Origin of the sequence: Methylophaga sp., from assembly GCF_048266885.1 — a bacterium.
GTDB lineage: Bacteria > Pseudomonadota > Gammaproteobacteria > Nitrosococcales > Methylophagaceae > Methylophaga.
Genome location: NZ_JBLWYR010000001.1, coordinates 1 through 14,914, shown reverse-complemented (window position 1 = coordinate 14,914; position 14,914 = coordinate 1). Strand labels below are relative to the sequence as shown.

The 14,914-nt window shown below is 44.4% G+C and carries 17 protein-coding genes; 8 read left to right on the top strand and 9 right to left on the bottom strand.

Annotated elements, in window-relative coordinates:
- Positions 1 to 444: 444 nt before the first annotated feature.
- Both ACN0V2_RS00085 and ACN0V2_RS00080 read right to left on the bottom strand, forming a co-directional pair.
- Positions 445 to 831, bottom strand: coding sequence for a VOC family protein (locus tag ACN0V2_RS00085; RefSeq protein WP_417548753.1), 387 nt, complete (start codon positions 829 to 831; stop codon positions 445 to 447).
- 35 nt (positions 832 to 866) lie between these two features.
- Complete coding sequence (locus tag ACN0V2_RS00080) at positions 867 to 1,751, bottom strand: DMT family transporter (RefSeq protein WP_417548752.1); 885 nt, start codon at positions 1,749 to 1,751, stop codon at positions 867 to 869.
- 74 nt (positions 1,752 to 1,825) lie between these two features.
- Between ACN0V2_RS00080 and dapC the strand changes: the two genes are divergently transcribed.
- The 7 genes from dapC to ACN0V2_RS00045 all read left to right on the top strand — a co-directional run bounded on the left by dapC (position 1,826) and on the right by ACN0V2_RS00045 (position 8,447).
- On the top strand, positions 1,826 to 3,022 hold the full coding sequence (dapC, locus tag ACN0V2_RS00075) for a succinyldiaminopimelate transaminase (protein WP_417548751.1): 1,197 nt from the start codon (positions 1,826 to 1,828) through the stop codon (positions 3,020 to 3,022).
- 16 nt (positions 3,023 to 3,038) lie between these two features.
- The gene (dapD, locus tag ACN0V2_RS00070) at positions 3,039 to 3,860 is read left to right on the top strand and encodes a 2,3,4,5-tetrahydropyridine-2,6-dicarboxylate N-succinyltransferase (RefSeq protein ID WP_417548750.1); all 822 of its coding nucleotides are present in this window, start codon (positions 3,039 to 3,041) and stop codon (positions 3,858 to 3,860) included.
- Between the two features lie 152 nt (positions 3,861 to 4,012).
- Positions 4,013 to 4,357, top strand: a complete 345-nt coding sequence (locus ACN0V2_RS00065) for an ArsC family reductase (protein WP_417548749.1) — start codon at positions 4,013 to 4,015, stop codon at positions 4,355 to 4,357.
- Positions 4,347 to 5,489: a succinyl-diaminopimelate desuccinylase gene (gene dapE, locus ACN0V2_RS00060; RefSeq protein ID WP_417548748.1), complete on the top strand. Its 1,143-nt coding sequence runs from the start codon at positions 4,347 to 4,349 to the stop codon at positions 5,487 to 5,489. The genes ACN0V2_RS00065 and dapE overlap by 11 nt, the downstream gene beginning before the upstream one ends.
- 5 nt (positions 5,490 to 5,494) lie before the next feature.
- Positions 5,495 to 5,782, top strand: a complete 288-nt coding sequence (locus tag ACN0V2_RS00055; RefSeq protein ID WP_417548747.1) for a hypothetical protein — start codon at positions 5,495 to 5,497, stop codon at positions 5,780 to 5,782.
- A gap of 74 nt (positions 5,783 to 5,856) precedes the next feature.
- Positions 5,857 to 7,986: a TonB-dependent receptor gene (locus ACN0V2_RS00050; RefSeq protein WP_417548746.1), complete on the top strand. Its 2,130-nt coding sequence runs from the start codon at positions 5,857 to 5,859 to the stop codon at positions 7,984 to 7,986.
- Positions 7,987 to 8,093: 107 nt separating this feature from the next.
- The gene (locus ACN0V2_RS00045) at positions 8,094 to 8,447 is read left to right on the top strand and encodes a hypothetical protein (protein ID WP_417548745.1); all 354 of its coding nucleotides are present in this window, start codon (positions 8,094 to 8,096) and stop codon (positions 8,445 to 8,447) included.
- On the opposite strand, the gene ACN0V2_RS00040 is transcribed toward ACN0V2_RS00045, so the two are convergent.
- The 4 genes from ACN0V2_RS00040 to ACN0V2_RS00025 all read right to left on the bottom strand — a co-directional run bounded on the left by ACN0V2_RS00040 (position 8,448) and on the right by ACN0V2_RS00025 (position 11,381).
- The gene (locus ACN0V2_RS00040) at positions 8,448 to 9,209 is read right to left on the bottom strand and encodes an SDR family oxidoreductase (protein WP_417548744.1); all 762 of its coding nucleotides are present in this window, start codon (positions 9,207 to 9,209) and stop codon (positions 8,448 to 8,450) included.
- 146 nt (positions 9,210 to 9,355) lie between these two features.
- Positions 9,356 to 10,213, bottom strand: coding sequence for a formyltetrahydrofolate deformylase (purU, locus tag ACN0V2_RS00035; RefSeq protein WP_417548743.1), 858 nt, complete (start codon positions 10,211 to 10,213; stop codon positions 9,356 to 9,358).
- Positions 10,214 to 10,273: 60 nt separating this feature from the next.
- Positions 10,274 to 10,624, bottom strand: coding sequence for a nucleotide pyrophosphohydrolase (locus tag ACN0V2_RS00030; protein ID WP_417548742.1), 351 nt, complete (start codon positions 10,622 to 10,624; stop codon positions 10,274 to 10,276).
- Entirely contained in the window at positions 10,617 to 11,381 is a 765-nt protein-coding gene (locus ACN0V2_RS00025; RefSeq protein ID WP_417548741.1) for an alpha/beta fold hydrolase, read from the bottom strand. The genes ACN0V2_RS00030 and ACN0V2_RS00025 overlap by 8 nt, the downstream gene beginning before the upstream one ends.
- Before the next feature lie 55 nt (positions 11,382 to 11,436).
- Here ACN0V2_RS00025 and ACN0V2_RS00020 point away from each other — a divergent pair, with 55 nt between their 5' ends.
- The gene (locus ACN0V2_RS00020; RefSeq protein WP_417548740.1) at positions 11,437 to 11,607 is read left to right on the top strand and encodes a hypothetical protein; all 171 of its coding nucleotides are present in this window, start codon (positions 11,437 to 11,439) and stop codon (positions 11,605 to 11,607) included.
- A gap of 44 nt (positions 11,608 to 11,651) precedes the next feature.
- Here ACN0V2_RS00020 and fabB read toward each other — a convergent pair whose 3' ends face one another.
- The 3 genes from fabB to ACN0V2_RS00005 all read right to left on the bottom strand — a co-directional run bounded on the left by fabB (position 11,652) and on the right by ACN0V2_RS00005 (position 14,862).
- Positions 11,652 to 12,869, bottom strand: coding sequence for a beta-ketoacyl-ACP synthase I (gene fabB, locus ACN0V2_RS00015; protein WP_417548739.1), 1,218 nt, complete (start codon positions 12,867 to 12,869; stop codon positions 11,652 to 11,654).
- 9 nt (positions 12,870 to 12,878) lie between these two features.
- Positions 12,879 to 13,394, bottom strand: a complete 516-nt coding sequence (gene fabA / locus ACN0V2_RS00010; protein ID WP_417548738.1) for a 3-hydroxyacyl-[acyl-carrier-protein] dehydratase FabA — start codon at positions 13,392 to 13,394, stop codon at positions 12,879 to 12,881.
- A gap of 148 nt (positions 13,395 to 13,542) precedes the next feature.
- Positions 13,543 to 14,862 carry a TolC family outer membrane protein gene (locus ACN0V2_RS00005; protein WP_417548737.1) on the bottom strand — a complete coding sequence of 440 codons (1,320 nt, stop codon included), beginning with the start codon at positions 14,860 to 14,862 and terminating at the stop codon, positions 13,543 to 13,545.
- Positions 14,863 to 14,914: the final 52 nt, after the last annotated feature.

The window sequence follows — 14,914 nt, the reverse complement described above, 5'->3', positions numbered from 1 at the left end:
GAGTAAGTCGCTAAGCTATTGATCATCACTTTTAAGTAATTGAGTTGTAGGGTATGAAAACCAAAAAAGCATACTGCAACTAATGAGGCTGAGAAAAAATCAAGTTAAATTTTGATTCAAATTTATCTACACGCAAAAAAACAAAATACATTTTCTGGCACAGTATTTGATTTTTAATCCCATTTAATAGGTTAAGTTATTCACTTTTTCCTAAATTATTACAGTTCCATTACAACAAGTTTTGCTAAGTTGTTGAATATACAAAACTGTTAGTTAACCAACTGATTTTATTATCTTTTTAAGAGTGGTTAAATTTTAACCATTTGGCACTGCACTGTTACAGAATAACGACTTAGCGATTTTCACCAATGTTAACCACAGACTTATCCACAGAAAATGTGAGTAACTCGCTAACCCGTTGATTGTCACTTTTAAGTGGCTGAGTTATTTGATTACCGGAGTAAAATCTTCTGCAAACTCCAGCGCATTGCCATCTGGATCACGGCAGAAAAAAGCTGCTCTGCCCGACTTACTACGTGAAAATTCTACACCGGCCTGCTCCAGCCGTTGTGCGAGTACTTCCAAATCTTCAACTAACAACGCTACATGCCGATCTCGTCCACCATGCTCTGGTCGGCCATCTGTCGAATCTGGATTAGGTAATACCATCAAATGTAATTGTTGCTTGTTATCCAAATCTAACCAAGCACCGTCATAGGCAAACGTTGGGCGATTGGGGTTCAAAGGTATCTGCAAGACATCACAATAAAATTTAATTGAAGTGGGTAAATCAGCCACCAGAAAGCTGGCATGCGCTATAGACTTAATCATAAACAATTCCTGCAAATCAAAATGAAAACATGGGTTTAGCGATTGGCTTTTTCAACCTGTGCAATTCCAAAAGCGGCAGCAAAAATAAAGACCCCGCCAATCCATTCAGGAACAGTCATCATTTCTGTGGTCAATAATGCAGAGGAAATCGCCGCAACTACTAATTCAAATAACATAATAACAGCTCCCAGATAGACCGGCATTCGGGCCAGACCATATAGAACAGTTATCGTCATAGCGATAATAATACCGCCCCCAACCAAAACGGCACTCACCCATACAGATAGATCCACGCTGGGTATGGATGCTTGTTGTAAAAGCAAAACGACTATTGATACGGCAACAACGCCCCATAAAACAATAGTCGTTTTTAATGCCATTGGCACAGCCGCGAGTTTTCGACTCAACACATTGTTCACCGCAAAACATACGCTAGCAAACAAGGCCAACCAATCCGCCGGTCCATGTGGCCAGGGCAATCCAACTTCAGGCCGCCATAGCATTAACACAGTGCCGCCCATGGCCAATACAAACATAATGATGGCCGCCAGAGATAATTTTTCTCCAAGCCACCAGCGTCCTAATATCACCGACCACAATGGGGATAAATAAAATAACAACATCACCCGCATCACTTGACCTTCATTCAACGCAACTAAAAAAGCGAGATTGGTCATACCAGCAGCCAAGGCAAGCCACAGTAAATCTGCAGAAATGTGTTTCCAGCGATAACGGTTTTTGATAAAAACCGGCAAACTGGCCATGCCTGCCGTCAGATACATAATCATTGTTACCCAGACTACGGACATACCTGCCTGTTCAAACAATCGCATGGGATACCAAATAATGCCCCACATGGTGGCTGCAAATAACAGGCTAAGAATCGCCAACTTGGATTCGGTAGGATTTACAGAGTTCATAACGATGCTTATAACACGGCAGTCAGTTGAAGCGTTATAATGGCCGGATTTTTGTTATCCGGCGATATGTATTAATGAATCCAGATCTGGCCCTATTACATCCTTACCCTTTTGAGAAATTAGCCGAGCTGCAGCATGGTTGCCAACCGCCGAGTGATCTGCCGCATATTTCGTTATCCATTGGTGAGCCAAAGCACCCTACTCCCGGCTTCATTACTGAAGCGGTTATTAGTCATCTACATGGATTATCGGTTTATCCAACAACGGCAGGTAGTATCGAATTACGCCATACCATTGCGAATTGGCTGGATCAACGATTTCAGTTAGCAGGACATATCGACCCGTTATCGCAGGTTCTGCCGGTTAATGGCACAAGAGAAGCGTTATTTGCCTTTGCTCAGGCGATTATTGATCGCCGTAAAGATCCACTGATTGTCATGCCCAACCCGTTTTATCAAATCTATGAGGGTGCGGCATTTCTGGCTGGAGCAGAACCCTACCTGCTTAACTGCACTGAAGAAACCGGCTTTGTACCAGATTTTGATGCTGTACCAGCAAACGTTTGGTCTCGCTGCCAATTGTTATATTTATGCAGTCCAGGCAATCCAACAGGTGCGATTGTTGATGCTGAAACACTAACCAAGTTGATTCAATTGGCTCATGAATATGATTTTATTATTGCGGCTGATGAATGTTATTCAGAAATCTACTTTGATGAAGTCCTACCACCCGTCGGTTTGTTACAAGCAGCTGTGGCAGCAGGTTATACCGATTTAAGTCGTTGTGTGGTTTTCCACAGTCTATCCAAGCGCTCTAACGCGCCGGGATTACGAAGCGGCTTTGTAGCAGGTGATGCCAGTGTTATGAAATCCTTCCTACGTTACCGCACCTATCATGGCTGTGCGATGCCGCCATCAACTCAGTCTGCTTCTATTGCAGCATGGAAAGATGAAGCGCATGTGGTACATAACCGTCATTTATACAGAGAAAAATTCGCGGCTGTTCTCGACATTCTGTCACCCGTGATGAATGTCATCCAGCCTGAGGCAAGTTTTTATCTGTGGGCGGAAACACCGATTGCCGATACTGATTTTGCTCGCGGCTTATTTGATCAATATAACGTCACCGTATTACCGGGACGTTTTTTAGCCAGAGATACCAAACAAGGTAATCCTGGCGTTAACCGGATTCGGATGGCATTAGTTGCACCACAAGATGAGTGCGTCGAAGCGGCTATACGGATCCGTGATTATATTGAAACCCTATCTTAATTATTTGGAGAAACCGATGAGTGATATCCAGCAGATTATCGAAGCGGCATTTGAACGCCGTGCAGAAATCACCCCAGCCAATGCCGACGCGGAAGTTCGTAATGCGGTCAATGAAGTTCTGGGAATGCTCGACAGTGGTAAAGCCCGAGTCGCCGAAAAACAAAATGGTGATTGGGTCGTTAATCAATGGTTGAAAAAAGCCGTTTTATTGTCGTTCCGCCTGAATGATAACCGCCCGATGTCTGGCGGTGAAACGCAGTATTTCGATAAAGTTGAACCAAAATTTGCCAACTTTACCGAAGCGGATTTCAATACTGCCGGTGTGCGTGTTGTTCCTCCTGCAGCAGCACGTCGTGGTTCCTATATCGCACCAGGCGTTGTTTTGATGCCTTCTTACGTCAATATCGGTGCCTACGTCGATTCCGGCACTATGGTTGATACCTGGGCTACCGTTGGTAGCTGTGCACAAATCGGTAAAAACGTCCATTTATCGGGCGGTGTGGGTATCGGTGGCGTACTTGAACCTTTACAAGCCGGTCCAACTATCATCGAAGATAACTGCTTTATCGGTGCCCGTTCTGAAGTGGTTGAAGGCGTTATCGTTGAAGAAGGTTCAGTGATTTCAATGGGTGTTTACATTGGCCAAAGTACCAAGATTTTCAACCGCATGACCGGTGAAATCAGCTATGGTCGTATTCCGGCTGGTTCTGTAGTTGTTTCGGGAAACCTGCCTTCTAAAGATGGCACATACAGCCTGTACTGCGCCGTTATTGTGAAACAGGTTGATGAAAAAACCCGTGGTAAAGTCGGTATTAACGAATTATTGCGTGATATCTAAGTTTTAAACTGATGACGGTAACGATACAGTGTCGTTACCGTCTTTTCAGCGCCATTTTGCTCTGGAGTCAATGATGCAAAAGACATTGATATACTGTATCATTTCACGTTTTTCACCCCACCTAGTGGGCTCTTCCAGGTGAAACGGCAACGATGAAACTGTTTGGCATCAAAAATTGTGACACGGTCAAAAAAGCTATGCGCTGGCTGGATCAGCATCAAGTGTCCTACCAATTTCATGATTTTCGAAAAGACGGTCTTGACCAGCCCACTATTGAACTATGGCTGAACTCAGTCAGTTGGGAACAGCTACTCAACAAACATGGCACCACCTGGCGCAAGCTTGAAGACCCGCGTAAAGACCAGCTTGATCAACAAGCTGCTATTGAATTAATGCTCTCCCATCCCACACTTATTAAACGCCCGGTTATCGAAGATACATCCGGCGTATCAATAGGTTTCAACGAATCTGATTTTCAGGCGCGCTATGCAAACTAATCTTTCTGAAACTGTTCAGCTCACCATTGATTTGATTCAACGTGACAGTGTTACACCTGTCGACAAAGGCTGTCAGATCATGCTGGCAGAACGGCTGGCGAATAGTGGCTTTAATGCTGAATACCTGCGGTTTGGGGAAGTTGACAATCTGTGGTGTCGCCGGGGCCATAATGGACCGTTATTTGTGTTTGCCGGACATACCGATGTAGTGCCTACCGGACCGGTAGATAAATGGAGCCACGAGCCGTTTGCCGCCAAAATTGAAGATGGCATTTTGTATGGCCGTGGGGCAGCCGATATGAAAGGCAGCATTGCTGCTATGGTGACGGCTTGCGAACGTTTTGTTGCTGGGCACCCTCAGCATGCTGGCAGTATTGCTTTTTTGCTGACCAGCGATGAAGAAGGTCCAGCTACCGATGGAACTGTGAAAGTCATCGAAACATTGCAGGCACGTCAGGATCATATCGATTGGTGTGTGGTCGGCGAACCCACCAGCACAGACAAAGTGGCAGATGTGGTTAAAAATGGTCGCCGTGGTTCGTTAAATGGCTATCTGACAGTTCAAGGCAAGCAGGGCCATATTGCTTATCCTCACCTGGCAGATAACCCGGTACATAATCTGGCCCCGGCATTAGCTGAACTATGTGCAGTGCAATGGGATCAGGGTAATGCTGATTTCCCGCCCACCAGCTTTCAGGTCTCTAATCTGAACAGTGGCACTGGTGCGACCAATATCATTCCCGGCACAGCAGAAATGATTTTTAATTTCCGTTATTCCACCGAAGTGACTCACAATGAATTGCAACAACAGGTTGAAGCGATTCTCGATAAACACGCTGTGGCATATCAATTAGATTGGGTGTTATCCGGTAAACCCTTTCGCACGGCTGGTGGTAAATTACTTGAAGCCGTACAGGTGGCGGTTAAAACAGTCACCGGTTATGAAACAACGCTCTCTACTTCGGGTGGCACATCCGATGGTCGTTTTATCGCGCCTACTGGAGCACAGGTAATTGAACTTGGCCCGTTAAACGCGACGATTCATCAGATAGATGAACATGTATCAGTAGCCGATCTGGATACATTGTCGGCTATTTACCAGCAGTTGCTCACTGAATTGCTGGTGAACTAATCCCGATGCAAATTCGGCATACCAAACATTTGTTATGGCTCTTTGCAGCAGTATTATTGCTGATGCAGTCCATAGCCGTTTGGCACGATGCCGAGCATGCTTTTCATGATCATATAGCATTATGTGATCAGTTAAATGTTGTCGGTCATACCCCATCAACCGATAACCACAATCAGCTGAAAATTGCTGTCTGGCAACAATATTTTCAGTTTCAATCTTCTGTAACCCTCCCTGCTCGTTTTGAAGATTTTTATCTTTCATTCTCGATTCGCGCTCCACCCATTTTCTCATAGCGTTCAAATTTGACTGAATGCCATTTTTCTATTCAGAAAATGGCTACTGATTTCTGCTATGAGGATTATTCGTGATGAATAAGAGACCTATTGTAGTGCTGCTTGCTGCGGCACTCTCCCCTATGGCTTCTGCAGTGTTAGCTGCTGAAGATACTGTTGACATCCCACGCCTGGTGGTCACTTCTGATCCATTAGGCAACCGTACCTCTGATGAATTGATCCAGCCAGTGACGGTTATTGCGGGTGATGAACTCAATCAAAAACGCGCCAGTACTATAGGCGAAACATTGGATGGCTTACCTGGTGTGCATAATGCCGACTTTGGGCAGGGCGTAGGACGTCCTGTGGTTCGAGGTTTACAAGGCTCCCGTGTGAAAGTTCTGGAAGATGGCTTAAGTACTTCCGATATCTCTGGTGAAGGTGCGGATCATGCTATCGGCATGGACGCAGGTCGTGCCGATCAAATTGAGGTTTTCCGTGGTCCGGCCACTTTGCTATATGGCAGTGGTGCTGCTGGTGGCGTTATTAATGTTCGCAGTAATCGATTTAATCCTGAGTTTGGGGATGATCCAAGAGTAGACGGCCAGATGTCATACGGCATCAATGGACATGATCGCCAGGGACGTTTGGGACTTGAACTGCCACTGGGAGACAGTTTTGTATTACGGACGGACTATGGGGTTCGTCGCAGCAGTGATTTTGATATTGATGGTTATCAGCAAAAAGACCAGCAGGTCGGCCGTAAAGATAAATTACAAAACAGTGAAGTGGAAAATGATGTGTTCTCTATCACGGGTTTATATAAAGGCGACTGGGGCTTTGCCGGTTTGGGTTACAGCACTTGGGAAACCCAATACGGCATTCCAGAAGTCTTTTTAGGTCAAGGTGAAGAAGAGCAGGAACTGATTCGCGCAAAAAACGATCGTTTTGATTTTCGCAGTGAAATTAACGATCCGTTACCGGGTTTCAGCGCTGCCAGGCTGAAAATGGCCTACACCAGCTACCGTCAACAGGAAATTGGTTCTGAATTTGATAATGGTGCATTTGTTGAAAGTGAAGTTGAAACTCGTTTCAACAATAACGAAACTGAAATGCGTCTGGAAATGGTGCATAACCCGATTGGTGATTGGGAGGGTGTAGTCGGTCTGCAATTTAATGATCGGGACTTTGAGGCTGAAGGCGAGGGTCACAGCCATGGCGATGGTGACGATGAACACGGTGGTGGTTTTTATATCCGGGGTAATGACACACGCACTGTCGGGTTATTTGTGCTGGAAGAATTACCCACGCATTTTGGTCGCTTTGAAGTCGCTGCACGGGTCGATCATGTGCGCTCCAGTACAGACAATCTGGATGAGGCCAGAGATATTGATTTGCCAAGTGGTGAAGAGTTACAACAATCTGCCATTCTGGGAAGCAACAGTTTCACTCCGTTCAGTTTATCGGCAGGAACTCTGGTTGAGGTCGATCCAGCCCATCATTTCAGAATGTCAGTTACCCGTTCGCAACGGGCTCCGTCGGCAGAGCAGTTATATGCCTTTGGTAGCCATGCAGCAGCAGGGACTGTTGAAATTGGGGGTCCGAACTTAGGCAAAGAAACCTATACCAATTTTGAAGTCGGTTTTGATCGTCATGTAGGGGCATTCCGCTATGAGCTAACTACTTTCTATAACTACGTCGATGACTTTATTTATTTAGCAGCACAAAATGATGGTACTGGCCAAGCCATTGAAATTGAGGGCGATACACTGGTAGTTAATGAACAACAAAATGCCAAGTTGTATGGTGCTGAATTTGGTGCCATAACTGACTTGATTGATGGTCCTATTCCACTGAGCATGCGTCTGTCTGCCGATCATGTACGCGGTAAACTCAGCAATGGTGAAAATATTCCTCGCATGAGTCCAACACGCTTAGGGATTGGATTTGATACATCTTATGCTGACTGGGATTTCAGTCTCGACTACCGTCGGGTCTTTAAACAAACCAAAACCGCTGTGACTGAAAGCAATACGGACGGTTATAATCTGGTTTCGTTTGATGCCAACTGGTCCCCAGCAAGTTTAAAAGGTGCTGAAATCTTTATTCAGGGACGTAATTTGCTGAATGAAGACGGTCGTCGGCATACCAGCTTCTTTAAAGATGAATCGCCGATTCTGGGACGAACCATATACACCGGTATTCGTTTCGACTTTGGCGGTTAACCGTTAACATTATGCTCAAACTGAAAAGGCCCGCTTTGTCGGGCCTTTTTTGTGGAGCAAGGGTCAGTATTCTGCTAGATTGGGGTATTTTTTATGGATAAACCTACATGGCTTTAATTGAAACTGGCGATGACATCAGCAGTATTAAATTGATCTATATCTTTAACCTGGTGGGGTCGCTTATCTACCCCATGCTGGTGATGGGCGCTCTGGTCGCTTATGAAAAAAAAGGCAAAGCGCCAGATTGGCTACAATCGCATTATCTATTTCAAATAAATAGTTTTTATATCAGCCTCATCTTGCTGATGGTTTCCTGGGGACTATTATACCTTGGCAATTTATACGGTTTAGCCGTGATGGGAATATGGATAATCTGGAATATTACCCGAAGTGTCAAAGGACTGAAAACCTTAAAAGCCGAACGTCCAATAGCTAAGCCTAATAACGGTTTACTGGGTTAACTACCCCCGATAAATCGCTAAAGGCCCTGTGGCTTGCTGGGTGGGCATGATTTCCATAGTGGTGACATTCATATGCGCTGGGGTATTGACCAACCACCAGATGGTATCGGCAATATCCTGAGCCGTTAATGCAACGGTGTTTTCATAAACTTTTTCTGCACGCTGCTCATCGGCTTTAAACCGGACCATGGAAAATTCGGTTTCGGCATTGCCAGGTTCGATATTGGTTACACGGATCTGTGTACCCAATAAATCTGCACGAAGGGCCAACGAAAACTGTCTGACAAAAGCCTTACTGGCACAATATACATTGCCGCCCGGATAAGGCCAATTTCCAGCGATAGAACCAATATTAATGATGTACCCCTTATCTCTGGAATGCATGCCCGGGAGAACTAATCTGGTACAACACATCAAACCTTTAATATTGGTGTCCACCATGCGTTCCCAATCTTCCAGATCCGTCGCATAGGCTGGTTCCAATCCCAACGCCAGTCCCGCATTATTAACCAAAACATCGATCTGCTGGAATTCCTCAGGCAGCTCAGCAAAAGCCCGTTCGGTAGCCTGTCGGTCGCTAATATCAAAACAACTGATAAAGATTTGGCTCGCCCCACCTAACTCTTTTTGCAAATATTGCAGACGATCCATACGCCGACCAGTGATAATGAGCCGCCAGCCTGCTTTGGCAAACAGTCTGGCACAGGCTTCCCCAAATCCTGCCGTTGCTCCTGTAATCATGATTATTGGCGATGAAGTCATTGGCTTTCTCTAGTTGGTCTAATACGGAATCATTGAGAACAAAAATCAAATAAACAGATAGCCGTATTGGTTAGATCTCTCAAAACGTATCCATTTTACTATTCAGCTTTCAACAATAATTTTTTATCCACTGGTACTGGAGGTATTCAGGCACCTTCAGCAAAAACGATAGTACGACGGCCACTGACAATGATGCGATGTTCAATATGTGCTTTCACAGCACGAGCCAGTACCAGTCGTTCAATATCCTTACCGATCATCACTAAATCTTCAGGACTATTATCATGACGCACACGATCAACATCCTGTTCGATAATCGGTCCTTCATCAAGTTCCGCGGTGGCGTAATGTGCGGTAGCACCAATCAGCTTCACTCCACGTTCGTAAGCTTGATGATAAGGCTTGGCACCCTGAAAAGCCGGTAAAAATCCATGGTGAATATTGATAACCTTACCAGCAAATTCTCTAACAAACTGCTCAGACAGAATTTGCATGTAGCGCGCCATCACCACCAGATCAATCTGATACTCCGAGAGTATGGATTTAATCTGTGCTTCCTGTTTGTGTTTGGTTTCTTTGGTGATCGGCAAATGATAAAACGGTTTGTTGAACTGGCGCGCCATATTTTCCAAATCGGGGTGGTTGCCGATGATGACGGGAATCTCGCATTTCAATTCACCTTCCAGTTCTCGCAACAATAAGTCATACGGACAATGCGATGCTCGAGTGACCAGTAAAGCCACACGGTAGGGCAAATCAGTATAGTGAACTGACCAGGTCAATTGCAGGCTGTCTGCTAGCGAAGTGAATTGTTGCTGTAGGGCTTGATTAGGCATTTGCCCCTCATCTTCTACCTTGAGGCGCATGAAATAACGACCATGCTCAGTATCGGTATATTGCTGACAGTGGAGAATATTGTAACCTCGTTCAGCAAAAAAACCGGTGATGCCAGCCAGCAACCCTTTTTGATCGGCACATTGAATCAGCAACACGATGGCTTTCATGGAGAAACGACCTCTACTGGCTTAAAATCAAAGCCCAGATGCTAGCACTTTGTGGCTGTTTTATGAATATTCATTATATTTGTCAGCCCGACCTTTAACCTTCTCCACCGGGTATTTCGCGGCGTTTTTATCCATTTTCCGTTTGATCGCCTGCTCAAGGTCAATATTCAAGTCGTAACACAAATAACTCAAATACACAGCGACATCAGCGATTTCATCTTCCAGCGCTTCGCGTTTATCCGTCTCCAGCATTTGCTGAATTTCTGCCTTGTTGCGCCATTGAAACCATTCCAGCAGCTCAGCCGCTTCGATAGATAACGAAATCGCAATGTCTTTGGGATTATGAAATTGCTCCCAGTCACGTTCGCGGCGAAATTCAATTAATTGTATTAATAAGTCAGCGTTAATCATCTGCAAGAAACCTATTTACCTGCTCAACAAAAATATCGGGTTGATCTGCATGCACCCAATGTCCGGCATTATCGATCACTATATGCTCGGCATTTGGATAGAAAGACTTGATCTGCTGCCAATCATTATCATTAATATAGTTTGATTTTTCACCACTGATAAATAGGCTGGGTACTTCAACAGCTTCAATTGGCTCAACACTCTGCAGTAACCCTGGATAACTACAAAATAAAGCCTGCAGATTGATACGCCAGGTAAAATCCTTCTCTGTTTTTTGCAAATTAAGTAATAAGAACTGTCGCACCAGAGGATCAGGTAATGTATCGGATAAGGCTTCACTAATTTCCGTACGAGATGAAAATTTTGATAAGTCTAACGCCAATAGCGTTTTAAAAATAACACTATGCTCATCGACATATTGGCGAGGTGCAATATCAACCACAATAAGTTTGCTTAAACGATCAGCAAAGCTTTGGGCAAATTGCATGGCGGTTTTTCCGCCGAGCGAATGACCTAACAAATCAATTGTTGATAAGCCTAAATCATCTAATAAATTCAGTAAATCATCAGCCATTAAATCAAAGGTTTGCTGCGGATGATGGAATGAACGGCCATGATTACGCAGATCCACACTAATGATACGTCGCTTTGAAGATAGGGCTTTAGCGATACTACGCCAGTTATCAGATGAGCCAAATAAACCATGCAGGATAACTAACGGTGAACCTTGGCCAATTGATTGATAGTGTAATCTCATAATAGTTAAGTTATCACGTTATAATGCGCGATTGAAAAGTTTGGAGAAAGTGAACGTGGATGAAGCAATTTTGATGATACTGGTCAAACAATATGCCGATCGATTTGGCATCACTTTCAGTTCCAAGCATTTGGATGATGAAGTGAAAAAACAACAGTTGGTGAGTTTAATGCAGGAAGCGTTAGCAGGAAAGCGTGGACCTGTTACAGATGCAGATTTAGATTAAAAAACACCCTTAGTTTGTTTACTAAGGGTGATTTTTATTTAGTGCTAGACCTTTTCGAACACCAGGCAAGCATTAGTTCCACCAAAACCAAAGCTATTCGACATCACAGCTTGGAGTGCTGCATTATCTTTTCGCTGTAGCACGATAGGCATGCCTTTCGCTTGTTCGTCTAAATTATCAATGTTGGCAGAGGCTGCAACAAAATCATTTTCAAGCATCAGTAAGCTATAGATAGCTTCCTGCACACCAGCGGCACCTAAAGAATGCCCTGATAATGATTTAGTTGAACCGACCAGTGGGATCTGGGTTTCAGCAAATACCTGCTTAATCGCACCTAATTCAGCTAAATCACCGACAGGTGTGCTGGTACCATGCGCATTGATGTAATCAACCTGGCTATTACGCATAGTCGACATGGCCATTTCCATGCAACGTTGCGCACCTTCACCAGAAGGCGCCACCATGTCATAACCATCGGATGTAGCGGCATAACCAGTTAATTCTGCATAAATTTTGGCACCACGGGCTTTAGCGTGTTCATACTCTTCCAAAACCAATACGCCACCACCGCCAGCAATAACAAAACCATCACGGTCAGCGTCATAGGCGCGAGATGCCTTATCCGGCGTTTCGTTATATTTGGTCGATAGCGCGCCCATAGCATCGAACAATGAACTCATGGTCCAATGTTCTTCTTCCGCTCCACCAGCAAAAACAATATTTTGTTTGCCGAGCTGGATTTGCTCCATTGCATTACCAATACAATGCGCACTGGTAGCACATGCAGAAGACATGGAATAGTTAACACCTTTAATTTTGAACGGTGTGGCTAGACAAGCTGAAGTTGTGCTTCCCATGACTTGAGTCACGCGATAAGGTCCGACTCTTTTTAAGCCTTTTTCACGCAAAATATCAGCAGCTTCAACTTGATTAGATGAAGAAGCACCACCAGAGCCCATGACCAGACCTGTTTTAGGATTGGAAACATCACTTTCGCTTAAGCCAGCATCCTGGATCGCCTGTTTCATTGCAATATAAGCATATGCAGCAGCATCGCCCATAAAACGTAACACTTTACGATCAATAAACTCTTTGAAATCAATATCAAAAAAGCCCGCTACATGGCTTCGAAATCCCAGATCAGCATATTGCTGTTTAAAGCGGATACCAGAACGACCGGTGCGAAGTGATTCAGTAACCGTGGCAAGATCCAACCCCAAACAAGAGGTGATCCCCATACCAGTAACAACTACACGTCTCATTGTCTTGTCCTAAAAGTTGTCAGTTGATGTAAACAGACCAACTCGTAAATCTTTGGCGAAGTAGATATCGCGACCATCTACTGATACTGTGCCATCGGCAATGGCCAGCACCAGCTTGCGTGAAATTACTCGTTTCAAATCAATACGGTAAGTCACTTTTTTAGCAGTAGGCAATACTTGTCCGGTGAATTTTACTTCTCCTGATCCAAGCGCCCTTCCTCTACCGGGATTTCCATCCCACGCCAGAAAAAATCCCAGTAACTGCCACATAGCATCTAAACCAAGGCAGCCCGGCATAACAGGATCACCCGGAAAATGGCATTGGAAAAACCATAAATCCGGGTGGATATCCAGTTCAGCAATGATTTCACCTTTTCCATAGGCACCACCATCATTGGAAATATGACTGATTCGATCCATCATCAGCATATTCGGTACTGGCAGTTGGGCGTTGCCCGGGCCGAACATATCTCCGTGGCCACACTGCAAGAGTTCCTCAAAGGAAAAAGATGATTGCTTACTCATGAATTTCTAAAATAACCCTACAAATTAAGCACGACATAATAGCATGATAGTTTGATTGCAGAAAAAGTTGCAGCTATCAACGTACAGGTTCTAAAAAAAAGCCATACCCCCAGCGGGCATGGCTTATCGATGTTCAGCTATGGAATAATTAGTTATTGTTATCGGCAACTGTTGTTGCAGCAGGAGGAGCAATGATCTCCAAGCTTTCTAACAATAAACCAGTACTATTCAGTACTCGGTACATTGTGAAAAGCTCATCATAAAGTGCATTTGTTAAAGAAGTACGTGCTCTGAACAATTCATTTTCAGAGTCCAACAAATCTAGCAATGTGCGCTGACCAATATTGAACTGTTGTTGGTAAGCATCACGAGTAGTTTCTGCTGCAGCTGCATATTGTTCGAAATAAGACATCTGTCTACGTACGGTTTCTAAAGCATTCCAGGACAAACGAACACTTTGCTCGACTTGCCGGTGCGTATTATTACGAATTTCTGCTGCTTGGTTAATTAAAAAAGCTGTCTCTTCTCGTCTTGCTTTATCACGTCCACCATTTAGCAGGTTATAACGCAATCTGAACATTGCAGTGACATCTTTATCCGTGCCACGCACACCATCAATGTCATGATCTGAACGGGTACCTAATTCAAAGTCAACACGCGGTAAAAAGGCAGCTCGAGTTACATCATGTTGTGCATTGGCAGATTCAACATCCGCCTGAGCCGAACGTAAAGTCGGATGATTTTGAATCGCTATATTAACCGCCTCTTCCACTGTCTCAGGCAGGAATGGTTGAGGTGCTGGTGGCTCAGTCAATGAAGTAGGAGCGGCTCCAATAACACGTAAATAATTGGTTTCAGCATCTCGTAAATTGCTTTGCTCAGCCATTAAATTAGTTTCTGCAAGCGCTAAACGGCCAAAGCTCTGATCCATATCTGCACGACGGCCCACCCCTCGTTCGCTACGCAGGGTAATTTGATCATGGGTACGTTGGTGAGATTCGAGATTGGTTTGTGCTAACTCCACCAGTTGTTGTTGGCGCAATACATTGAGATAAGCTTCTGTTGCTTCTAAAGCTGTGTTTTCAGCAACACTATAGACTGAATGAGCTCGAGAATCGGTTCTAGCTTCTTGGCGCTCGACTTCATTTTTAGTAAGGCTGCCATCATAAAGCATTTGCCGTAAATTCAGACTAGCTTCATCTCTATTTAAATGAATTTCGCCATCACCTCGGTTGCGCGTAGCAGGATTATCTGTTGATTCCCAACCTGTTCCAACACCTAAATCAACTGTCGGAAAGTAACCTGCTCTTGCCTGATCAATTTCTTTGGAAACTGCTTGACGTTCACTGATTGAAGCCAATACATCGGGGTTAGTTTTTAACGTGGTATGAATGGCTTCTTGTAAAGTTTCAGCATGAACTGAACTAAAGCACAACAATGATGGGATTAAAAAAAGCGCTTTGTTCATAATCTCTTCCTAATTCAAAGCAGTAATCGGTATTCTTTTCAAGGGTGGTTTA